Origin of the sequence: Pseudomonas fluorescens (assembly GCF_902497895.1) — a bacterium.
Classification (GTDB): domain Bacteria; phylum Pseudomonadota; class Gammaproteobacteria; order Pseudomonadales; family Pseudomonadaceae; genus Aquipseudomonas; species Aquipseudomonas fluorescens_BP.
Genome location: NZ_CABVHQ010000008.1, coordinates 1 through 22,552 on the forward strand (window position 1 = coordinate 1; position 22,552 = coordinate 22,552).

The 22,552-nt window shown below is 60.8% G+C and carries 16 protein-coding genes; 3 read left to right on the forward strand and 13 right to left on the reverse strand.

Translation table 11 applies throughout. The features are described from left to right. Window positions 1-682: 682 nt before the first annotated feature. The 6 genes from F8N21_RS05910 to F8N21_RS05935 form a co-directional block, all read right to left on the reverse strand. Window positions 683-1,516, reverse strand: a complete 834-nt coding sequence (locus F8N21_RS05910) for an SDR family NAD(P)-dependent oxidoreductase (RefSeq protein ID WP_150641243.1) — start codon at window positions 1,514-1,516, stop codon at window positions 683-685. 57 nt (window positions 1,517-1,573) lie between these two features. Beyond that, complete coding sequence (locus F8N21_RS05915) at window positions 1,574-3,142, reverse strand: AMP-binding protein (protein WP_150641244.1); 1,569 nt, start codon at window positions 3,140-3,142, stop codon at window positions 1,574-1,576. Window positions 3,143-3,258: 116 nt separating this feature from the next. After that, complete coding sequence (locus tag F8N21_RS05920; RefSeq protein ID WP_150641245.1) at window positions 3,259-4,533, reverse strand: acyl-CoA dehydrogenase family protein; 1,275 nt, start codon at window positions 4,531-4,533, stop codon at window positions 3,259-3,261. Between the two features lie 246 nt (window positions 4,534-4,779). Then, window positions 4,780-6,273 (reverse strand): DUF1254 domain-containing protein, encoded by a 1,494-nt coding sequence (locus F8N21_RS05925; RefSeq protein WP_150641246.1) that lies wholly within the window; start codon window positions 6,271-6,273, stop codon window positions 4,780-4,782. An 11-nt stretch (window positions 6,274-6,284) separates the two neighbouring features. Further along, complete coding sequence (locus tag F8N21_RS05930; RefSeq protein WP_224788166.1) at window positions 6,285-7,841, reverse strand: DUF1254 domain-containing protein; 1,557 nt, start codon at window positions 7,839-7,841, stop codon at window positions 6,285-6,287. Between the two features lie 114 nt (window positions 7,842-7,955). Further along, window positions 7,956-8,972 (reverse strand): AraC family transcriptional regulator, encoded by a 1,017-nt coding sequence (locus tag F8N21_RS05935; protein WP_150641247.1) that lies wholly within the window; start codon window positions 8,970-8,972, stop codon window positions 7,956-7,958. Window positions 8,973-9,130: 158 nt separating this feature from the next. On the opposite strand from F8N21_RS05935, the gene F8N21_RS05940 reads away from it, so the two are divergent. Beyond that, window positions 9,131-10,222, forward strand: a complete 1,092-nt coding sequence (locus tag F8N21_RS05940; RefSeq protein WP_191624217.1) for an AraC family transcriptional regulator — start codon at window positions 9,131-9,133, stop codon at window positions 10,220-10,222. A gap of 327 nt (window positions 10,223-10,549) precedes the next feature. On the opposite strand, the gene F8N21_RS05945 is transcribed toward F8N21_RS05940, so the two are convergent. Together F8N21_RS05945 and F8N21_RS05950 are read right to left on the reverse strand one after the other, a co-directional pair. After that, window positions 10,550-10,807, reverse strand: coding sequence for a hypothetical protein (locus F8N21_RS05945; protein ID WP_150641249.1), 258 nt, complete (start codon window positions 10,805-10,807; stop codon window positions 10,550-10,552). 87 nt (window positions 10,808-10,894) lie between these two features. Continuing rightward, window positions 10,895-12,082, reverse strand: coding sequence for a thiolase C-terminal domain-containing protein (locus F8N21_RS05950; protein WP_150641250.1), 1,188 nt, complete (start codon window positions 12,080-12,082; stop codon window positions 10,895-10,897). 325 nt (window positions 12,083-12,407) lie between these two features. Here F8N21_RS05950 and F8N21_RS05955 point away from each other — a divergent pair, with 325 nt between their 5' ends. Both F8N21_RS05955 and F8N21_RS05960 read left to right on the forward strand, forming a co-directional pair. Beyond that, complete coding sequence (locus F8N21_RS05955) at window positions 12,408-13,166, forward strand: SDR family NAD(P)-dependent oxidoreductase (RefSeq protein WP_224788167.1); 759 nt, start codon at window positions 12,408-12,410, stop codon at window positions 13,164-13,166. Between the two features lie 148 nt (window positions 13,167-13,314). Then, window positions 13,315-15,918: a helix-turn-helix transcriptional regulator gene (locus tag F8N21_RS05960; protein WP_224788168.1), complete on the forward strand. Its 2,604-nt coding sequence runs from the start codon at window positions 13,315-13,317 to the stop codon at window positions 15,916-15,918. A gap of 356 nt (window positions 15,919-16,274) precedes the next feature. Here F8N21_RS05960 and F8N21_RS05965 read toward each other — a convergent pair whose 3' ends face one another. From F8N21_RS05965 to F8N21_RS05985, 5 genes are all read right to left on the reverse strand, one after another. Beyond that, window positions 16,275-17,408 carry a saccharopine dehydrogenase family protein gene (locus F8N21_RS05965; RefSeq protein ID WP_150641253.1) on the reverse strand — a complete coding sequence of 378 codons (1,134 nt, stop codon included), beginning with the start codon at window positions 17,406-17,408 and terminating at the stop codon, window positions 16,275-16,277. A 267-nt stretch (window positions 17,409-17,675) separates the two neighbouring features. Beyond that, a complete protein-coding gene (locus F8N21_RS05970; protein WP_150641254.1) occupies window positions 17,676-18,686 on the reverse strand; it encodes an enoyl-CoA hydratase/isomerase family protein in 1,011 nt (336 codons plus the stop codon). A gap of 115 nt (window positions 18,687-18,801) precedes the next feature. Beyond that, window positions 18,802-20,043 carry a thiolase family protein gene (locus F8N21_RS05975; RefSeq protein ID WP_150641255.1) on the reverse strand — a complete coding sequence of 414 codons (1,242 nt, stop codon included), beginning with the start codon at window positions 20,041-20,043 and terminating at the stop codon, window positions 18,802-18,804. Then, window positions 20,040-21,074 (reverse strand): alpha/beta hydrolase, encoded by a 1,035-nt coding sequence (locus tag F8N21_RS05980; protein WP_150641256.1) that lies wholly within the window; start codon window positions 21,072-21,074, stop codon window positions 20,040-20,042. The genes F8N21_RS05975 and F8N21_RS05980 overlap by 4 nt, the downstream gene beginning before the upstream one ends. Before the next feature lies 1 nt (window position 21,075). Continuing rightward, window positions 21,076-22,539 (reverse strand): wax ester/triacylglycerol synthase domain-containing protein, encoded by a 1,464-nt coding sequence (locus tag F8N21_RS05985; RefSeq protein ID WP_191624219.1) that lies wholly within the window; start codon window positions 22,537-22,539, stop codon window positions 21,076-21,078. Window positions 22,540-22,552 lie beyond the last annotated feature (13 nt).

Sequence of the window (22,552 nt, forward strand, 5' to 3'; positions counted from 1 at the left end):
TGCGTTCGGCTCGTGTAGCAGCTGTCGAGCCTGCGAGGCTGCGTTCGGCTGCGCAGCAGTCGTAAAACCAGGCACTGCGGTCTTCCAGACAAACCGTGTCAGCAGGATTTACGACTGCTGCGCAGCCGAACGCAGGCTTCGCCAGCTGCTACGGTTCTGCGGTCGCGCGCTCCCTTGTCACAGAACCCGATCACTTATCTGATGCGGCGCGGGGCAGCCCCTGATGCCAGTCAGTAAGGCATTTCAGATTCAGCACTGTCCCCCGTAGCAGTTGCCGAGCCTGCGAGGCTGCGTTCGGCTCGTGTAGCAGCTGTCGAGCCTGCGAGGCTGCGTTCGGCTGCGCAGCAGTCGTAAAACCAGGCACTGCGGTCTTCCAGACAAACCGTGTCAGCAGGATTTACGACTGCTGCGCAGCCGAACGCAGGCTTCGCCAGCTGCTACGGTTCTGCGGTCGCGCGCTCCCTTGTCACAGAACCCGGTCACTTATCTGAACGTCGTCGGGCATGCTGAAGCGTTCGCGGGGTGGGTACAGCTGCTCTTTTTCCAGAGCAATAACAGCAATCGAGGTTACAGATCGGCCCGATCGGCTTGGCCATCAGGTGCAGCCCCTGGGACGGGGCTTGGGGAGGTAAGAATGGCCGGTTCTCGCGTACTGTGCAGACCGTTGCGCAGGACGCGGGCCTTAACCCTGCTCGGCGTAAAGCCACTTTCGGTTGCGGTACAGATAGGCAATCAGGCGGAAATAGGTTTCCGGCATCCAGCGTTTGAGTCGCCACGCCCATTTGGCGTCAGGCTGGGTCATGACGTAGAGGCGGCCCTTTTCGAGCGCGTGAATTACATCATCGACTATGTGCTCGGAGGTGAATCGGGACTTTTTCAACTGGGCCAGCAGGCGCTTCTCCATGGCGCGCTCGCTCTGGAGCGAGTCGCCCAGCGAGGTCGCGAACACGGTCGGGCAAATCACCGTAACGCCGATATCAAAGCCGCTGAGTTCGGACTTGAGGGTCTCCGACAGGGACACGACGCCTGCCTTGGCCACGTTGTAGGGAGACATTTCAGGCCCGGACAAGGTACCGGCGCTCGAGGCGGTATTGATGATGCAACCGCCGCCCTGAGCCTTGAGCAAAGGCACGAATGCCCGGCAGCCATAAATCACACTCCACAGGTCGACGTTGATGACTTTTTCCCATTCTTCCAGGGGAAGGTCATCGATTGCGCCTGCTGACGCAATGCCGGCGTTGTTGAACACCAGGTCGACTCCGCCCCACAGTTGTTTGACGGTGTTGGCGGCCTCCTGCAAGGCCTCTTGCCGGGTGACATCCAACACCATGCTGAAGATCTCGGCGCCGTATTTGCGCAACTGCGCCTCGGCCTGGTCCAGTCTTGTCGCGTTGATGTCGGCGATCAGCAGTTTCCAGCCCCTGCTTGCGAGATGCATGCAGATGGCCAGGCCGAAACCGCTGGCGGCACCCGTCACAAAGGCACGTTTTGCCGGGTATTTCTGTTCGAGTTTCATGATTGCTCGCAATGCCGTTGTCGTTATTGAAATGAGCGGTCGTTGACGGGCGGGTACTCAGTGCACAGCCCTGGTCTTGCCCTGCCAATACGCTTTACGCAGTTCGGTTTTCAGTACCTTTCCCGCCGGGCTGCGCGGCAACTGCTCGGTGAAATCGACACTCTTCGGTGTCTTGACGCTCCCCAGCCTTTCCTTGACCAGCGCAATCAGGTCGTCTCCCGTGCAGCGCTTGCCAGGCTTGAGCTGGACAATCGCCTTCAGCGCTTCGCCCCATTTGTCGTCAGGAATACCGATCACAGAGCAATCCTGAACGGCGTCATGGGTTGTCAGTACCTGTTCGATCTCGTTCGGATAAACGTTGAACCCGCCGGTGATAATCATGTCCTTCTTGCGGTCGACAATCGTGATATAGCCGTCCTCGGCCATGACCCCGACGTCACCCGTGTGGTGCCAGCCCTGCTGACGGACTTCGGCAGTCGCCTGGGGATTCTTGTAATAGCCCGGCGTTACCAGATCGCCGCGAATGCAGACTTCCCCCGCCTCACCGCGCGCCACTTCCTCGCCTTCGTCATTCAGGATGGCCACGGTGTTGAATACACAAGGTCGGCCAATGGATTGCAGGCGTGCTTCATTGATAGTGCCGTGCGCGTCGATGTAGTCCCAAGGTGCCTTGGCGGTAATCGCGGCCGGTGCTTCGGACTGACCAAACGCCTCGGACATGACCGGGCCGAACACCTGCACGGCTTCCTTCAGCTTCTCCAGTGACGTCGGCGCAGCGCCGACCAGGAAATGCTTCAGCGAGCGGTAGTCCCGCTGGCGGATGTCAGGCAACGCCAGCAGCATGTACAGCACAGTCGGCGGCAGAAAAAGATGGGTGACCTTGTATTTCTCTATCGCATCGGCAACCGCTTCAGGGACTGCGCCGGCCATGATCGCGTTGGTCCCGCCGCGCGCGAAGTGCAGGCAACCGGTGAGTCCGGCGGTGTGCGTCATCGGCGCCACCACCAGATGGCAAGTGCTGTCGTGATAGGAAAAGTGCGCGTAGAAGTTGCTGAAGAAGGTATGGATGTTGCGATGGGTGATCATCACCCCCTTCGACTTTCCGGTCGTACCACCCGTGGGGTACAAGGCAAAGGTATCGTCCAGGCTGCCCGTTCCCATAGCGGGGGTATAGTTCGCCGGTGCCGCTTTCGACCACGTCTCCAGGGAAGTCCCCACGCCGCAATCGCCGTCAATGCAAACGAGTTCCCGAAGGGCGGGGCACCGCGCCTTCAGTTCAGCCGCCTCATTGGCGTAGGTGCTATGGAACAGCAGCAGCTCGCCCTCGAAGTCATTGAACAGGTCCGCATTGGCCGCCACCGTATTGCGCGGATTGACCGGCAGCCAGACACAACGCGCGCGAAACAGGCCCAACAGCGCCAGGAAGGCGACAGTGCAATTGGGCGCCAGAATGCCGACATGACCACCGCCGCTGAATCCGTTGTGGGCGATCGCCCCGGCAATGGCCTGCGTCACCGGTGCCGCCTGGGCATAGGTCAGTGCGCTGGCATCGTTGCCGACGTCGACGAAGGCCAGATTGTCCGGGTAAAAACGTACCGCGTTATCGAAGTGGTCGATGATCCGCATGGCCTATGCACTCCATTAAACAGGTTTCCACAACGACTGGCTTTTTGAGGCACAGCGTTATCCTCGGGGCTGCACCTGGCAGCCCGGAAATGTGGTTGATTGGCTCGTTGGGGGAATCAGTTGGCGCGCTGGTACGCGCGGCTCAGCCAGCGCATGGCCTTGAGCTTGAGCACGTTGGTTTCGCCATCCTCGATCATCGATGCCCGTGCGTCGCGCATGAGCTTCTCGATCGGGTACTCCTTGGTCAGGCCATTGCCACCGAAGAGCTGCAGCGCTTCACTGGCCACCTGGAACGCGGTCTCGGTGACATAGGTCTTGCTGGTGATCGAGGCCAGCAGGTGAGGGCCCTTGTCGCTGTAGTTGTAGGCGAACACGCGATGCGCGATAGCCCGAGAGAGCTCGACCTTCTGCCACAGGTCGAAGGTCCGCAGCTGCACGCTCTGATGGTTGATGATCGGTGTGCCGCCTTGCTTGCGCTCATGCACGTAGGCCAGCGCATGCTCGTAGGCCGCGCGGGCCACTCCGGTGAAGGTTGCCGCCATTTCCATGTTGCCGAAGGTCAGGGCGCCGAAGAAGCTGGTGATGGCCGCTTCACCCTCGGCGAGGGCATATTTCCTGGGCACACGGACTTCGTTGAAGTAGATCTCACCCTGCGGCAGGGCACGCTGGCCCAGTTTTTCCAGCGGCTTGCCCTTCGAGACGCCAGGCAGGTCGAGCGGGATGAGGATGGCGATGTGATTCAGCCCGGCGCCATTTTCCTGGGCCAGGCCATTGCCGTAGTCGCAAGGGATGTAGGCCAGCGCAGTCTGGGCCAGCGGCGCATAGGAAATCCACGCCGAGGACTGGCCGTGAATGATCACCTCATCGCCGATGACCCGCGCGTGAAGGTTGCCGCGCGATTGCCTGGCTCCGGGCTGGACCAGGTCTGCGTCCATGTCGACGATATCGCTGCCGCGGTCGGGCTGGGTCGCCAGCCAGCAGCCAGGGAGCGCGCCAAATCGCTCGATGAGTTCCGGATTCCCGCTATTGTGCGCCGCATACGCCGGGAATGAGGACGCCAGCGTGGCGATGGCCAGCCCCGAATCGCCCCAGCCCAGTTCTTCGAAGATGATCGGCATGATGCGGGATTTTTGCTGGCTATCCATCGCCGCCAGCGCGCCCAGATCGAGAAGCCCCGAATCGTGCACCTGGCGCATGTAGTCGAACAGGGGAGAGCCCGGCGCGACCACTTCCTCGGCAGTCATTTTGTCCAGCTTGGTGCCGATCGGGCGCATGACGTCCTTGGCGAAGTTGTGCGCCACTTCCTGAATGGCTCGTTCTTCTTCCGTCAAGTCGCTTTCCAGACCGCAAAGGCCCAGTACAGGCTCGACAATTCTCTCCAAATCAAACATCGACGATTCCTCTTGTTATTATCCCGTTGCGATACGGTGATGGATCCGGATTGATCGTCGCGAAACGACTGTCCGGCCCGTGAAGTAATTGGGAGGCGTCCCGGAAAATGTCGGCCTTCAGGTTCGCCAGCGCATTGATTGAGAGTAATCCGTTACGAAAACTCCGACTTATCGAATCGGGCACAGCGCTTGTCCCTGCGACCCTGATTTGAGGGAGCTCGATAGGCCAAGGTCAGGACGATGGGGTTACGGCTTCACTTCCTCGATCTCGCCTGGCCGCCAGGTCTTGTTGAACCACGGTTCCAGCGGGCCGTAGAGGCGCAGCAGGGTGTTCCAGCCTTTGCCCGGCGTGGTTTGTACCCAGTTGCTTTCCTTGCCGGGCGGCGCTTTGGGGCCGAAGTACAGGTCCACCGAGGTATCGGGGTTCATGACGATGCCTTTGCGCTGGCTGCCGATGCTGGGGAACTGCTGGTCGGTCTGCAGCATCGAGCGCGTCTGGTTGTCGTAGAGCACGATCGACCAGAAGCTCTTCGCCGGAATATTGGGCGGCAGGTGCAGCCGGTAGGTTTTGGCTCCGTCGAGGGGCTGCCCGTTGGCGTCCACGAATGCCGTTGCGTATTGCGATCCAACGCCCACCATTTTGACTGTCATCGCCGGTGTGTTGCCGGTGGCGTAGAAGTAAAAATACGTGCGTGCGTCGAGCAGGCGGATGCCGTCATGCTCGAAACGATGGCTGGCGCCGATGAACGGCGTACCCCAGGCGCTGTCCGGATAGAAATAGGAATCCTTGATGCGCGTGCGAAAGGTGAGGGTGCGCGCCGTGGCGCTGCCGACGGCTGCAGCCTCGGTGAGGATCTTTTTCATCCTCGCGTCAGGTGCGAACGGCTTGCCTTTCTCTATGCCGATGGCGGCCAGCAGGCCGAGCGTTTCAGGGTCCATCGCCGCGTTCGGTTCTTCCTGCACCACTTCGTTGACCTCGTCGAAGTAGGTGATGTCCAAGGCGTGGGTGGTATTGAATGCCTTGCCGGAGACATTGACGAAGGTCGTTGCCGGCGGGTTGGCGGCCTGCGCCAGCGGATAGATACGCAGGTGCTGCTTGATGTTCTCGACGCCAGGTTTCGTGTCGCCATTGACCTGAAACCCCCGGGTGAGGAATACGTTGCCGAAGGTTGGCGAGCGGTACACGAAGTAGCCTTGCGGAACAGGGCCATCGTATCCCGGCGGCAGCAGCAGATACTTGCCGCCCTTGCCCTTGTCGGGTCCGGCGTTGCCGAGGTCGCCGACGTAACGGAACCAGAAGTCGTCGACGATGCTCAGTGTGTTGGGTGGGCTTTCGATGACAATCGGCCCGTCCTTCAGATCGATCCACGCCCATCCGTAGATGTTCTCGCTGTTGCCTGTCAGGAACAGCGACCTGGCGTCCATCAGGTTTTCGAACAGCGCCACGGTCTGGTTGGCCGGTCCGAACCCGGTGATGCCCTTGCGTATCGCTGAAAGCGAAGCCGCCGGCATGGCCGTGAGGAATGCCTGCACGCCGCGCTGGAAGTCGAGGTTGTCGTAGACCTTCTGGACCGTCGCATCGTCCGGAAAACCATCGGTGAACCTGAGGGTGCCGAGCCGCGTCTCGAGGACATCGGGTGTCACGATCGAAGGCGGGATATCCGTTTTGTAGGTTTGGGCGAATGCCGACGAAACCATGGAGGCACCGAGCAGCATCAGGATCGCAAGTCTGTTGTTCATTAATATGTTCCTTACATTGTCCGCGCCAGGGGGTCACTGACCTCTTCGATTTCACCCGGTTTCCAGGTCTTGTCGAACCAGGCATCGAGCGGACCGTAGAGGCGAAAGAGGGTGTTCCAGCCTTTGCCGGGAAGGGTCTGCACCCAATTGCTTTCTTTGCCGGGCGGTGACTTGGGGCCGAAATACAGGTCGACCGAGGTATCGGGGTTGATCACGATGCCCTGCTTCTGGCTGCCGGTACTCGGGAACTGCTGGTCGGTCTGCAGCATCGAGCGCGTCTGATTGTCATACAGCACGACTGACCAGAAATTTTTCGCCGGGATGTTTGGCGGAAGATGCAGCCGGTAGGTCTTGCCCCCGTCGAGTGGCTGGCCTTTGGCGTCGACAAATGCCGCCGCGTATTGCGAGCCGACGCCGACCATCTTCTTCACCAGAGCGGGTGTATTGACAGTGGCATAGAAGAAGTAGAACAAACGGGCGTCGAACTGGCGGACGTCGTCTTGCAGGAATCGATAGTCACCGCCGGCGAACAGCTTGCGCCACGCACTGTTGGGGTAGTGATAGGTATCCTGCGAACGGGGCTTGGAGGCAATTGCACGGGCCGTAGCACTGCCGACCGACGCCGCTTCGGTGAGAATTTTCTTCATCCGCGCGTCGGGCGCGAATGGCTTGCCTTTTTCGATGCCGATGGCGGCGAGCAATCCGAGTGTCTCAGGATCGAGCGCCGCGTTCGGCTCCTCCTGCACCACCTGGTTGACCTCTTCGAAGAACGAGAAGTCCATCGAATGGATGGTGTTGATCGTTTTGCCGGAGATGTTGACGAAGGTCGTCGCCGGTGGATTGGCGGCCTGCGCCAGCGGATAGATGCGCAACTGCTTCTTGAAACTCTCGACCGCAGGTTTCGGGTCACCGTTCACCACAAAACCACGGCTGGCGAACCAGTTGTTGAAGGTGCGAGATTTGAATACGTGGTAACCCTGCGGCACTTCCCCCTCATAGTCTGGAGGAAGCAACAGGTACTTGCCGCCCTGGCCCTTGTCGGGCCCGGCGTTACCGAGGTCCGTAACGTAGCGGTACCAGAAATCATCGACGAAGCCGAGTGTATTGGGTGGGCTTTCGATCACGACCGGCCCGTTCTTCAGATCGATCCATCCCGACACGTAGACACTCTCGCTGTTGCCCGTCAGGAACAGCGATCTGGAGTCCATCAGCGTCTCGGTGATGAACAGCGTTCCGTTGTCTGGACCGAGCGACCTGATGCCTCTGCGCATTGCCACCTGCGATGCAGCGGGAATCGTCGAGATGAACGCCTGCACGCCGCGTTGGAAGTCGAGGTTGTCGTAGACCTTCTGCACGGTCGCCTCGTCCGGGAAACCATCGGTGAAACGCAGGGTGCCGAGCCGTGTCTCGAGGGTGTCGGGAGTCACGATCGCCGGCGGGATGTCGGTCTTGTAACTCTGGGCAACTGCCGTCGAAGCCACGAGTAAACCGAGCAGTATGAAGAGGGAAGATTCAAGTCTGCGTGAGATTCCTGTTCTTCCTGCACGGCTCATTTGGGGCAATGTCATTCTTGTTCTCCGTTGATGCGGGCGAAGTCATCCAGCCGATGTTGGCTGGCCTATTCTGAGAACTGCGCCGGGTCAATGGTTTGTTAATGCACGACAAACATTTGTGATTGGCTGTCACCTTGCCAGAGGCGCGGCCGAATGGACTCGGCGCCAGGCACTGGGCGACATCCCATACCAACGCTTGAACGCGTGGGACAACGAACTTTGTTCGGCATAACCGAGCAATAAGGCCACCTGAGAGACTCGCAGCATCGGATCACTGAGATACAAGGCAGCACGCTCGCGGCGGATATCGTCCACCTGTTTCTCGAATGCCAGCCCCTGGTCATCCAGGCGACGCTGCAGGGTACGTACGCTGACGAAGTAATGGCTGGCGATGGTGTCGAGCGTGCAACGGCCGGTCGGCAGCAGTTTGCGAATCAGCGCGTCCATCTGATGGTCGAGGTCGAGTCCGGACGCGTCTGCAATCCGCTCCAGATAGTCGGTGACGAGCGCCTTCATCTCTGGATCGTTTCCGTCCATCGGGCGCAGGGCATCACTGGCAGAAAATTCGATGCCAAAAGCAGCTTGCGAAAATTTCACCGGGCAGCCGAAAGTGCGGGAATAGAAGTCCTTCGACTGCAAGGGGGCATGGGTAAAAAAAATCGCCCGCGGCCGAGCATTGGCACCGGCCAGTACCTGAAAAATCTTCACGCCCGCCGTGAGGCACCATTGCTCGAATTGCCCCACGATGCCAATTCTGGGCACTTTGATCTGATAGGTCAGGCGCAGCCCGCTGGCGATGTTCCTGGATTGCAGTTCCACGGCCGGATTCAGCAGGCTGATGAAACGCGCAGCCGCCCCGATCGCCTCGCCCACGGTTGCGCAGTGGGTCAATGCCAGCATCACCGGGCCGAGCGGAGCGCGGCCTTGCATCGTACCGAGGCGAATGCCGAAGTCGGGGCATTCCAGGTCGTCGGCGCATGCCTCCATCAAGCGGATCAGCGCGGAGCCAGGGATCGCCGCGTCGCTTTGATCAAGACCGCGCAGCGGCAGTTGGAAGCGTTTCTCGTAACCCGCCACATCGCCACCCAGTTCCTCTATCAGGTTCGCGAAGCCCTGGAGCACCCAGCCGCGCATATACGGCGTCATACACTGCTCCTTGATCACGTGGCTGCCAGAAATGGCATTCAATCACAAATACTTGGCGTGTAATAACAAAATTGCCGCCTGAGTCGGTGCCTAAAATGGTCGCTGTCAGTCGAGGCGCCAGCGCTCGTTGCCGAGTGGGACCATCAGAGGTTTTTACATTGACGATAAGCAATGAGTGCAGCGATGCGATTGAAGCGCATCGGACCCTGAAAGACGGCTTTGCGCCGGACACTCCAAACCGTGGTTCATCGATCATTGGGGCCTATGCAATTGCGATTGCTGAAGCGCTAGAAAATCAAGGTGCTTGCGCGGATCAAGTGTTTCTCTCCTGCGGGGTGATGTTGCCTGCAACCACCGATCCGATGCTGCGCATCGATAATCAAACGATCGCAAAGCTGTATGTCGCGGCCGTGCAGGCCACAAAAGATCCGTGTTTCGGCCTGCGAGCCGGGGAAACCTTACGTCCCGCCAATCTCCATGCGATGGGCTTTGCTCTGCTGGCCAGCATTTCGATACGGGACTTCGCGCAGCGGTTGAGTTCGCTCTACCGGATCATTTCGCAGAATGCCAGCATCCGCGTAGAAGAACGAAACAACACCTTCCTGCTCATTACTTCAAGCGTACCGGGTGCGCAGGTGTGCCATGAAACACACGACGCCTACATATCCTTGATCTTTACCCTTCTGCGGACCATTTCCGGCAATCGGTTCCGGTTAAGGAAACTTGAGTTGATTCGACCTGCTTCTGAAAGCATGGCACAGGTCTTTTCCGAGTACTTCCAATGCGATGTCGAATTTGGCCGCCCGGAGATCGTGATGGCAATGGATCTCGAGCGGGTGGACAAGAGGCTTCCGGGTGCCAACGAGGAGCTTGCATTGAGCCATGACCGCACGGTGATGGAGTACCTTCAGCGAATTGAGCGAGGGGACATCGTCAATCGCGTCCGGGCAATTGTCAGTAGCGAGTTATCCTCGCGTACGCTGAACAAGGATCGAGTGGCTGAGCGGCTGCACATCAGTACCCGCGGCTTGCAATTGAAGCTCGCTGCCAGGGATACCAGTTTTCAGGAAATCCTCGACCATACACGGCGTACCCATGCTCTGGCATTCATGTCGCGCAGCTCGGTTTCGGTGACTGAGGCAGCCTTTTCGCTGGGCTTTTCCGAAGTCAGCAATTTTACCCGTGCATTCAAGCGATGGACCGGCATGGCACCGAGTCAATATCGCCAGAGCCTTGGGCTGGAGCGCTGATTGGCGATTCATCTGCGTAGCAGCTGCCGAGCCTGCGAGGCTGCGTTCGAGCCGGGGTCGCGCTCGACCGAAGTCCTCGCAAAGCCTGCGTCCGCGGTTTACTTGAAAGAACCCGTTGCCTGATTTCACGACTGCGTAGCAGCTGCCGAGCCTGCGAGGCTGCGTTCGAGCCGGGGTCGCGCTCGACCGAAGTCCTCGCAAAGCCTGCGTACGCGGTTTACCTGAAAGAACCCATTGCCTGATTTAACGACCGCTTCGCGGTCGAACGCAGCCTCGCAGGCTCGGCAGCTGCTACGATACCGCTACCGCTACCTACGCTCCTGGTTTTCAGGGGCGTACCTTCGCCTGCATCAAGGGTTTGCAGTGAAGAATACCGAAGAGCAGGGTCAGGACGAGGCTCGTTCCCAGCGATCCTGGGTAGCGCTTGACGTACTTGAACATGGCTATTGCCTCAAGCACATGGGCGGCCAGCAGTACGGCTGCAATCGTTTTCCAGAATGACCACGCATCGGGCAGCAAGCCCGCAGTGCTTGCGGCGCCGAGGACATAGACGCCGAGGCACAAGAATTTCAGTAATGCTGTCAAAGTGAGTTCCCCTTATTGCTCGTGGCCCGACCGGGCGGCAGACGCGCGACCTTCATTGCGCGCGTATCTGCGACTCAGTCAGGGGCTTCAGTATTTCTTCAGAATGTGCACGAATCCCGCGCTGCCCAGTCCGCCGTTGTGCTGCAACGCGACCCTTGCACCAGGAACCTGCCGTGACCCAGCCTGGCCGCGTAGTTGCCAGGTAAGTTCCGTCAGCTGAGCCAACCCCGTCGCACCCAGCGGATGCCCCTTCGCCAACAGGCCGCCCGACGGGTTGATCACCCATTGGCCGCCATAGGTGCCGCGACCAGACGCGACAAAATCGTTCAACTCTTCCTGCTGGCACAGCCCCAGCGCGACGTAGGTGGCCAATTCGTTACTGGCAAAGCAGTCGTGCAGCTCGATGACGTCGACATCCGTCGGACCAATGCCGGCATCTTCATAGGCTTTGTTGGCCGCATTGCGGCTCAGTGCCTGAAACATGACATCCATGACGCTGCCTTCGAAAAAGCTCCGCTGGTCACTGCTCCAGCCCTGGCCGGCGAGGCGAACGTCGGCGCGGATGCCATGAGCGCGGGCAAATTCCGCTGTGCAGACAATCACCGCGGCGGCGCCACAGCTCGGTGGGCAGGCGAAATTTTTCCGCAGTCCGCGAAAGATAGGTTTCGTCGCGAGGATTTCTTCGACCGTCAACGGCGTACGAAAGATGGCGTTCTCGTTGTTGGCGGCGTGCTTGCGCGAGTTGACGCACACCGCGGCCAAAGTCTCCTCGGTCACGCCCATCTCCAGCATGGCGTCGACCTGGGCCCCGAACATGCGGACTGCCGGCGGTGTATCGCGCTCCTCAAAGCTCAGGTTCATGATTCTGGCGATAGTTTCCGAGTGCCGCGCGAGTGGGCTGACCTTTTCAGGAAAGACCATATCGATCGCGCCTGCGGGCATCTGTTCGAATCCAAGCGCCAGTGCGCATTCGACTTGCTGCCCCCGGACGGCCTGGACCGCCAGGGCAAAAGCCGAGGAGCCACTGGCGCAATTGTTATTGACGTTGAAAATCGGGATGCCGCTGATATCCACCCGATAGAGCGCTGCCTGCCCTGCGCAGCTGTCCCCGTAGACATAGCCACAGAAGGCCTGCTCGATCAGCGCGTAGTCGATCCCGGCATCCTTGAGTGCCGCCCGCGCGGCTTGTTCTCCCATGACATCGTAGCTTTGCGATTGACCCGGCTTGCGGAAGGGCACCATGCCCACTCCGGCGATAACAATATCGGTACTCATAGCGACTCCCCTGCCAACAGGCTGGCAAGTATCCACAATGCCCAGGGTTTTTGATTGCAAGGGGAGCAACCTGATAACAAGTCAGGCACGCAGGGACAAATCCGCCTTGTTCAGGCGGCGCCAAGGCGTTCTGTATTCACTGCGAAGTTGCCAGCTCAACTGGATTGGGGGCGGGCGAGCACAGCAAAGCAAAGGGGGCAATGCTGCTGCTCCATCTTGTGCCAGGGACAAGACTTCTGCCTGCAAGGACAAGCCCATGGGCGGGCGGCGGGATAGGTTGACGGTGAACGAGAAAGCCCATTTGGCATGAGTGAGGAGAGTTACCGTGGATTTTACTGGAAAGGTTGTCATCGTTACGGGCGCTGCCAACGGCATTGGTCGTGCCAGCGCAGTCCAGTTTGCCCGCCTGGGTGCGAACCTGGTGCTGGCGGACGTCGATGAACAAGGGTTGCAGGAGACCCTGGAAGTGATTGGCGACAACGCGATCGTTGTTCCCACCAATGTCGCGGATGAAGCAGCCTGTCAGGCGATGGTGGACAGTGCAATCAGAACGTTCGGACGGGTTGACGTGCTGTTCAGCAATGCCGGCATCTGCGGGGTTCGCGGACGGACGGCCGACGTGTCCGTGGTCGAGTGGCGCCGTGTCATCGACATCAATCTGAACGGTGTGTTCTTCTGCGCCCGGGCAGCGATTCCGGCCATGCTGGCCAACGGCGGTGGGGTCATCATCAATACGGCTTCGGTGGATGGCCTGGTGGGCATGGCGACACTGCCGCACTACACGGCCGCCAAGCATGGCGTCATCGGGCTGACCAAGGCCTGCGCACTGGAACATGGACGGCAGAACATTCGCAGCGTCGCCATCGCCCCCGGTTATATCCGCACAGCCATGACCGAGGATAACCTCAGCAAGAACGAGCAGGTCATGTTAGAGGCCATGGTTCCGCAAGGAGGCCGTGCGGGTTCCCCGGAGGATGTCGCCAACCTGGTGACATGGCTGGCCTCGGACAAGGCCGCCTATATCAATGGTTCGTGCCATACCGTGGACGGAGGGCTGACCGCAGGCTTTGCGCTGCCGGATTGAGTTCGAAGGAGAGAAAATCAAGCTGCGCAAGCCGTTCCGGGGCTATTGTCTATTTGCGGGACTGTAGAGAGGCATCGCCAACGTGGATCGCATAGAGCCTGAACTGGTGCTCAAGACAACCCCTCCGCGCAGCCAGAGGGGAGCACAGTTGCGCAATCGACTGAGCATTGATGCCCCCGAGCTGGCGGACAAGGTGGCGATCAGCGTGCAGGGCCCGGCCGGCTTCGGCAAGACGATGCTGCTGGCGCAATGGCGCCGGGAGTTTTTGTCCCGCGGGGCAGTGGCTGCATGGCTGACCCTGGATGCGCGTGACGATGTCAGCCGTTTTGTCCAGGGGCTGGCGGCGGCCATGGCCCTGGGGAGTGGCCGGCAGTCCTTTGCGAGCGCCAGCGAAGGCATACCCGGCAATGGCCGCGACGAACTGGAAGGGCTGACCGACTGGCTGGCGCAAGTGACCGACCTTGGCGGCGAGGTGGTGCTGATCCTCGACGAGGCGGACGCGTTGCCCGAGCCCACCCTGCGCCATGGTCTGACTTACCTGCTGCACAATGCCCCGGCCAACCTGCGTATCCTCATGTCCTCGCGTCGGCGCTTGAGCCTGAATACCGCGGACCTCCTGGCCAGCGGGCGCTATGTGCGGATCGCGGTGGATGCCTTGCGATTCCGCGCCGAGGAGACCGTTGCGCTGCTCAGCAGCCGCTTCGGCGCGCGCATCGACGCCGATCTCTGCCTGCGCCTGCATGAAATCACCGAAGGTTGGCCGCTCGGGTTGCAACTAGCGATTGCGGCGATCGAGAAGAGTGCTCATTTGGTGACCGCCGTCGAGGAACTCTCGGGTTGTTCCGGTGATATCCAAGTTTATTTCGTCGATAAACTGGTCACCCGTCTATCTGCAGAGCAAGTCGATTTCGTTACCTGCATCTCCCTGCTGGAAATGATTAATCCCTCATTCTGTGCCGCTCTTACCGGCAATGAACGGGCAGGCGAACTACTGCATGGGTTGTGCGCCTCGACGCCGATCTTCGCCGAGGGGGTCGACAGCGAATGGGTGCGCATCCATCCCCTGGCCAGGGAATTTCTGCAGAGCCGTTTTCGCGACCTCCCGCAGGCGCAACGCCAGGCCCTCCATGAGCGGGCAGCGAGCTGGCTGGAAGCCCATGGCTTTTTCGAGGAGGCGGCGCGTCAATTCCTGCTGGCCGGGCAAGCCACCCAAGGCTACCTGATGATCGAACAATGTCTCTACGAGATCATGCTGCGTGGTCAATTCAGCCGGGTGCTGGAATGGATCGAAGAGTTGCCTTCCAGGGAAGTGGAGTCCCGTCCGCGTCTGTGCCTGGCGGCGGCCTGGGCCTTGGCGATGGGCGAGCGGCATGTGGAGGCGGCCAGGTTGATCGCCTGCATCGAACAGGACCCGGCTGCGGATGAGGAAACACGCTGCGAAGCGGCGGCGATAGCGGCCGCCGCAGCCTACTTTGCCGACCAGCCAGACGAGTCAATGGCACTGCTGGCCCCCTGGATGGACAAATTGTCTTCCGGTTCGATCAAGCTGCAAGCCATCGTCGCCAACCTGGTCGCCCGCATAACGCTGTTCCAGGGGCAACCAGAAAAAGCCCGGCGCATCTTTCAGCGCGCGCCGCACTATATATGGACTCGGGGGCTCGATGGAATCCGCGGGTATGGTGAGTGGGTCGTGGGCATGACCTACTTGTCCGAAGGGCGTATGCCACCGGCCGAGGCCGCTTTACGCAAGAGCTTGCTGCATGCCGAGCAGGACATCGGTCGGCGCAGTCCGGTGGCGGTGATGCTGGCCTGTGGTCTGGCCGCTGTGCTTCTCGAATGCAATAAGGTACAGGAGGCGACGACGGTGCTCGCCAATCGGCTGGATGTCGTCGAGCGCCTGGCGTCACCGGATGCGATTGTGATGGGCTTTCTAACTGCCTCACGTCTGGCTGTGCTGCAGGGGCAGACCCATCGTGGCTACGACTTGCTGGCGGCGTTGTTCGCCCTCGGCGAGGAGCGTGGCATCGCGCGTTTCTGCATGGAGGCCCTGGGTGAACAGATCCGCCTGCATGCGCTGCATGGCCGGGGCGATACTTGCCAGGCACTCTGGCGCCGGCTGGATGAGCTGATGCCAGACGTCGCTCGCCAGCAGCGCGGTCTGCTGGGACAGGAACTGGCCCTGTCGGCCGGGCTGAGCAACGCCTACGTCTACCTGGTCCAGCGCGACTGGCAGGCCATGCTCAGCGTGCTCGCCGTGGCTAACGAGATTGCCGAGCGTCTCCAGCGTGGCCGTGAGATCGTCCAGGTCAAGTTGCTCAAGGCATTGGCGCTCAAGGATTCGGGAGGGGACGGCCTGTCCTGCTTGCTCGAAGCGATCAGCCTGGCCGATACATACGGTCTGCAGCGCATCCTCCTGGACACCCATCCTGATCTCGTCACGTGGGCGCAGGAAGTCCGCCACAAGAATGCCCGGCCGCACACGCAGGCACCGAGCCCGTCCGCCCCGGTGCCACGACCTGAACCCGTGACAACGGGCGTTTCACCCAGCCGACTGCTGACGCCCAAAGAGCGCGAGGTATTGCAGTTGCTGGCACGCAACCTGACGAACAAACAGATAGCCCTGGCCCTGAATGTCGGCGATGAAACCGTGAAGTGGCATCTGAAAAACCTCTACGGAAAATTTCATGCAGGCACCCGCAGGCATGTCGTGGACCGCGCCTACATGCTGGGCATCCTCGAGGCGTCTGGTTGAGCGATGCCAGCTCGGGTTACCAGAGCTAGTCCTGAACTCCTGCCCATGGGGCATAGGTATCTACACATCTCGTAGCAGCTGCCGAGCCTGCGAGGCTGCGTTCGACCGCGGAGCGGTCGTTAAATCAGGTAACGGGTTCTTTCAAGTAAACCGTGTACTCAGGATTTGCGAGGACTTCGTCCTCGGACGCAGCCTCGCAGGGCTCGGCAGCTGCTACGGCATTGGAGCGGGCGAGGAAAAGTAGTGGGCTTGCGGCAGCGGGGCGTTTTAGCCTGGCAGGAGCACGTGGGCGCGCATGCGCGCGCCGCCGTGTCGAGGACAGTGTGTCGTTGCGCGAGGGGCTCCTGCACCGCTGATCAGAGCTTGGTGACCGTGGCACGAGCCAGGCCGCGCTCTTCACAGAAGCCCAGCAGGTAGCGGTGACCGAATGCCTTGGAAGCGGAAGCGAAGCCGACCTTGGCGGTGTCGCCGTCGAGCAGCTTGATCACCCCGGCCACTTGCAGTGCACCGGTGGCAATGTAGGCGGTGGTGCCAAAGACCTCGGCGCGCACGGCCGAGAGCTGCCCGCGACCGATCGCGGTGTCGACCGTACGCATCAAGGTCGTGCGCTCGCGTGGCGGCATCGCCGGGGTCGTCGCCTGGACGATGTCCTTGAGTACCTGGTCCTGGGTTTCGGGCGGGAGATGCTTGTATTCGGCTTGCCATTTCTGGTTGAGCGAATGCACCATTTTCATCGCGTCGTTGTCGTAGAAACCGACGCACGAGACGCAGGACCGTACGCGCGGATCATTCTCGAAATACACCGGCAGCGAGGTGCCGCCCCACGGCAAGGCGAATACCGGCTGGATGAAGTGGGGCGAAGGGATCATGAACGAGGCATCGACCGGGTGTGGCACCAGTTTCTTGTCCCACAGGTAGCAATGCTCGGCGCGGTACATCTCGAAGATCGAGGCGGTGGAGCCCACGGTCACACCGGCGCCGATGCCGCGCTGGCCGCGGCATAGCGCCGAGGTTTCCAGTGAGTCGATTCCGGGGTGTTCGAGCGCCAGTTCGGCGGCGATCTCGGAGAAGGTATTCATGTAGGCCAGCGATGGCGAGACCAGCAGGCCGGCTTGAGCGTAGAGCTCGCCAAACCGGTCGCGGACATTGCGCACGTAGGACTGTTCGCCGGTGGTGTCCAGGTGATGGCAGCCGGCCTTGAGCGCGGCTTCGACAGCGATGAGACCGAACTTGGCGAACGGCCCGACGGTGTTGCAAACGACCTTGGCACCCCTGAATGCCTGGGTCAGCGATTCGACTGTGTGGTCGGCCTCGATGATTTCGTAGGTGGCCGATTCCAGTCGCATCACCCGCTGCGCCATCATTTCACGTACGCGCCCGGCATTGCGCGCCACAGCGGTAAACGGAATGTTCTGATCGATCAGCCAATCCATGGTCAGCATGCCGGTGTAACCACTGGCGCCATAGACAACGACGGGATACTTAGCCATTTTCGTTTGTTCTCTTGATGTTGTTGTTGGGTATGCGAGACAGACGCGGTAATGCCCTGGTCAGCGCAGAGAAGTAGCGTTGTTCAAAATAGTGAGTTCGAACCCCTTGACGACCCCCCGCACCGGGGGGCATTGAAATGTCTGGATAATTCCGGGCACACCCATAGGACTGGACCTACCGCCCGGCAATGAGATGTCGAGAACTGATGCCGGAGCCGGCACCGGTGATGAGTAGCCCCCCCGTCCACGAGGGGGACGAGAGCAGTTTCAGTGGAAATGCCGGGTAACTCGCACGCTTTCCAGCAAGGGTGTGACGTCATGCACAGTGCCGGGCTGTTCCGGCGCGTGGGTGATTTTTTCGTCGAGGATGCTCATGTATTCGACCAGTGCCGACTGGGTCGAGCGGTCGGCGAAACAGCGCACGGTCGAGGTCATCTCGATGGCCAGCGCGTGGCGCAATCCAGTGTCTTGTCCGGCATGTACCGCATGCTTGACCGAGGCCACCGCGATCGGGCTGCGCCGGCTCATGCGTTCGGCGAAGGCCTGGACCTGTTCCTTGAACGACGCTTTGGCAAAGTGCTCGGTGATCAGGCCGTTATGTTTGGCCTGTTCCGCGTTCCACTGGTCGCAGCCGAGCATGAATTCCAGCGCCCGGGCCTTGCCGATCAGCCGTGGCAGGCGTTGCGTACCGCCGCCGCCGGGAATGATGCCGACCAAGGCTTCCGGCTGGCCGATGGTGAAACCGGCATCGCCGACCATGAAGCGGAAGTCAAAGCAGGCGGCCATTTCCGTGCCGCCGCCGTTGCAGTTGCCATTGATCGCGGCGATGGTGATCTTGCTGCTGTGCTCGATGGCAAAGTAGGCCGCCATCATCTGGAACCACAGGTACAGCGTCGAGCAGCGCCCGCGCAGCCGGCGAGTCAGCGCCAGCACGGCCCGTTCGCTGAACGGCAGCTTGTCCATCAGCCACAGGCAGAATGCGCTTTGCCATTCCATCAGCTGGCTGCCGATGCGCGTGCCGCAGATCCGGTCGAGCAGAAAGGCCCGATTGTCGGCACTGATCTTTTGCAGCTCGGCAATCGAGAAGTGGAAGATGAAGGTGTCTTCGAGGCCACCGGTCAACACCATCACTGCGATGCTGCTGTCCTGCTCGGCGGCCTTGAACACCTGGTGCAGTTCGGTGCAGATATCGACCGTCAGGAAGTTGGCCGGCGGGTTTGCCAGCTCGATCCATAGCGTGCGGTCGAGTTGGGTGGTTTTCAGGTAGTGCAGTTCCATGACGGTTTTTACCCCTATCGAGTACTGCTCAAATAACGCCAGAACAGCATTTCAAGCCCATGCCGAAAAGGTCAAGCGGGATTTCGGCCAGTGGGCTTGTGCTAAATGAGCAAAGTCACTCTTTACTCAGAATGTGAATGGCCACCGCCGCTTCCTCGATGCCCTGCAAGCCGCCACCGTTTTCCTGAATGGCGTGGCGTGCACCCTCTACCTGGCGTTTGCCGGCTTCGCCACGCAACTGGGTGACCAGTTCCCAGAGCTGGCCGATGCCGGTGGCGCCGAGGGGATGGCCTTTGGATTCCAGACCGCCCGAGGTGTTGACCGGAATTCGCCCGCCAAGGGTGAATTCGCCGCGTTCGGCTGCAGGTCCGCCCTGGCCGAGGGGAACGAAACCAAGGTTTTCGACCTGGATGATTTCACCCATCGCCGACGCATCGTGGACTTCGGCCACATGCATGTCCTGAGGGCCCAGGCCGGCCAGTTCATAGGCCTGGTTGGCGGCCAGCCGGCCGACGTTCAGCTCAGGTTGATCGAGGCGGCGATGGCTGAAGCTGCGCATGACGCTGGCGGCGACCTTGATGCAACGGCTCTTGTCGGCGCCGATGCGCTTGAGTCCTTCCTCGGTGCAGAGAATGGCCGCGGCGGCACCGTCCGACAGCGGGGCGCACATCGGCAAGGTGATCGGGTAGGTGATCGGCGGCGCGGCAAGGATCTCCTCGATGCTGAACGGCTTGCGAAATTGCGAGAACGGGTTGTGCACCGAGTGGGTGTGGTTCTTCGCCGATACCGCGGCAATCTGCCGTTGGGTGGTGCCATAGTTGCTCATGTGATAACGGCACATGGCGGCGTAGATGGCCATGAACTTGCTATAAGGCTTGTCCGATTCCGAACCGGCGGGGACTTCCACCCCTTCGCCCATCTGCAGCAGCGTCTGGTAGTTCTGTTCGACTCGCGAGACATCCCAGCCGCCTTCGAAAACCGAAAATGCCTTGAGTTTGTCGGCGATGTTCATCTTTTCCGCGCCGAGCGCCAGCGCGACATCGGTGGTGCCGGCCTTGAGGCTTTGCACCGCCAGATTGAACGCCGAACTGCCTGAGGCGCAGGCGTTCTCGATGTTGTAGATGGGGATGCCTTGGATGCCGATCTTGCTGAAGACCACCTGGCCCGGAATGGCGATCTGACCCTGCAGCGGGCCGTTGGTCATGCCGGCATAAAAGGCGATGCCCAGATCCTCGGTAGTGCAGCCGGCGTCCTGCAGCGCGCTGTTGAGAGCCTCGCGCGCCAAGTCTTCAAGACTGCGTTCGAGGTGGCGACCGAAGACGGTCATGGCGATGCCGGCGATATAGATAGTGCTCATAGGAAATCCTTGTGTTCAGTTGACCGGCCTGAGGTTTGAGCCTGAGGTGAGGTTGATGTCTGAGCCCGCGACGCGTTCGCCTGTGTCTGCGAGTGGCGCTCGACGAATTCGCCCACACAGGCCAATGCCTGCCGGGCCTCTGGCAGCCAATGCACGGCCTGCCAGACGTGGGGCATGTGTGGCCATATCTGCAGTTCGGCGTGGGTTCCGGCGTTATGCGCCTGGGCTGCGGCAATTTGCGATTGATGCAGCAAGACCTCGGTGCTACCCGCTTGCAACAACAGCGGCGGCAGCCCGTGCAGGCTGCCCGCACAAGGGGACACGGCGGCATCGTGCATGGCGACTTCGGCCACCACTGTGCGCTGCAGCAGATCGAGTGCCCCGGCGCCTATCATTGGGTCGTTTTCGGTGGCCCGCGGGTCCAGCTGGCGAATAGCGTCGACACAGGTGCCTGGCGAAAACATCACGGCACAAGCGGGCAAGGGCAGGCCGGCATCGCGAATTCGCTGCAAGGTGGCCAGCGCCAGCAACCCTCCGGCGGAGTCGCCGATCACGATGATGCGTGCAGGGTCCTGGCCCTGGTCGAGCAGCCAGCGATAGGCCGCAAAGCAGTCCTCGTGAGCGGCCGGCAGCGGATGCTCGGGCGCCAGTCGGTAATGCGGCATCAAGGCCCGGGCGCCAAGGGTCCGGCAGAGTCGCGCGGCGAGCCGGGCATGCAACCGCGGTGTGCGGAACATGAAGCCACCGCCATGCAGATAGAGGATGACGCGGTCCGAGCCAGGTGCGTCGATGCTGATCCAGTCGGCGGCAACCCCGTGGGCACTGATGGGTTCACGCTTGAAGCCTTTGCCACCGCCGCCCAGCCAGCGGTCCAGCCTGGTCAGTAGCGCCTGCACCCTGGCGAGCTCCATGGGTTTTGCCAGACGGGCCTTGACGATGTGCCGGTAGAACCACAGCAATAGCCGTGCCCGCAGACTCAAAGCGCGTGGCGCGTTCGGTTGCGGTGGTGTGCAAGTCAGAGTAGGGCTCACGCTAGGCTCCCACGTTGCGCACGGCTGGCCGGCGAGTTCTGGCCCCGGGTTTGTTCCTTGCCGCTTTCACCGGCACTGGCGACAGTTGATTCGGCTCATCGCCGAACTCGCGCTCGAGCTCGTCAAATGCCTGCTGTACCAGCCAGGCAAGGCGCTCAACATCGGGCACCACAGAGCGTATCGAGGTGAGCGACATGAAGGTTTCGTCGGCATAAGTCCAGATACCCACCATCAGCCGCGCACCCAGTGAAGGGCCCATCATCGGTACAAAGTAATCCAGTCGGCTGCCATTCAGGTGCAAGGGGTGCGGCACGCCGTATGGATTGGAAATCAGCAGATTGGCAGTCGCCGGCAGGCGCTCGCCGATATGCAACATGTCAGGAAAAGCGGCAATGCCCATCTTGATCATGGCGTAGAGCTTGGCTCCGGCCGGGCTCATCGCGCCTATTTCTCTTTTGGCGGTGCTCATTGCCCCATGGATGGTGGACAGTCGTGTGCGCACGTCGCTGCGGGGTGCCCCGAGCCTGACCAGGGCACCGGAAATCTGGTTCCCGGCACCGGCCGTCTTGAGGGCCATCGGCACCATGGCTACCAGCGGTTTGCTGGCCGTTATGTCCAGTTCGTCCAGATAGCGGGTGTAGGCGGCGTCGATCACCGTGGTCATGACATCGTTGAACGAACACCTTGTCATCCTGGCCAGCGCCTTGACGCGTGTCAGTGGCAAGCGCACCAATCCATAGGTGCGTTCACCCGAACCGTTGCGCTCCAGCCGGGTTTCAGGCGCGGCCAAGGGCAGGGCGATACCGCCTTTGCCGGTGATCAACCGCAGGTTCTGCCGTGAGTACGCTTTACCCATATCGGTCGCCGCGCCAACAGCACCGAACACAGTTCCCAGGGCCCGGCGCAGTGCCGATGGACGACGCGCCTTGCTTTCCTTGTCTGGCGAAACCTGTTGCATCCAGGTCGATACGCCTTGCCAGGGAGCCCTGAAGGTTTTTCTTTGCGCCGACTGCGACATGCTTTCACTCATCAGGCGGAATATGGCCATGCCATCCCACTGCGAATGATGGGCCACCAACAAGAAGGCAAAGCGCCCACCTTGCAGTCCCTCGATCCAGTGGCAACGCCACAATGGTAACGACCATGACAGCGGCTCCTGTATGGCTTGCGCAGCGGCATCGCGCAATTGCTGATCGTTGCCTGGCGCCGGCAGGCGTAGTTCGACCAGGTGTTGGGCGAGGTCAACCTCGACCTCCTGCCAATAGGGCAGCCCGCTCAGCCGCAACCGTGGTCGCAGGTTGAACGGTGCGCCGATGGCACGTTTTTTCATTGTCGCCAGTAGTCGACGGCTGTAATCAGCCCTGGCGCCTGGCGGCGGGGTAAAAACGTGGAGAAACCCTCCGTGCACCGGAATAGCCTTGGACTCCAGTGGAAACCACGACATATCGAGCAGCGTCATGTTCATCGGCATACCTTCA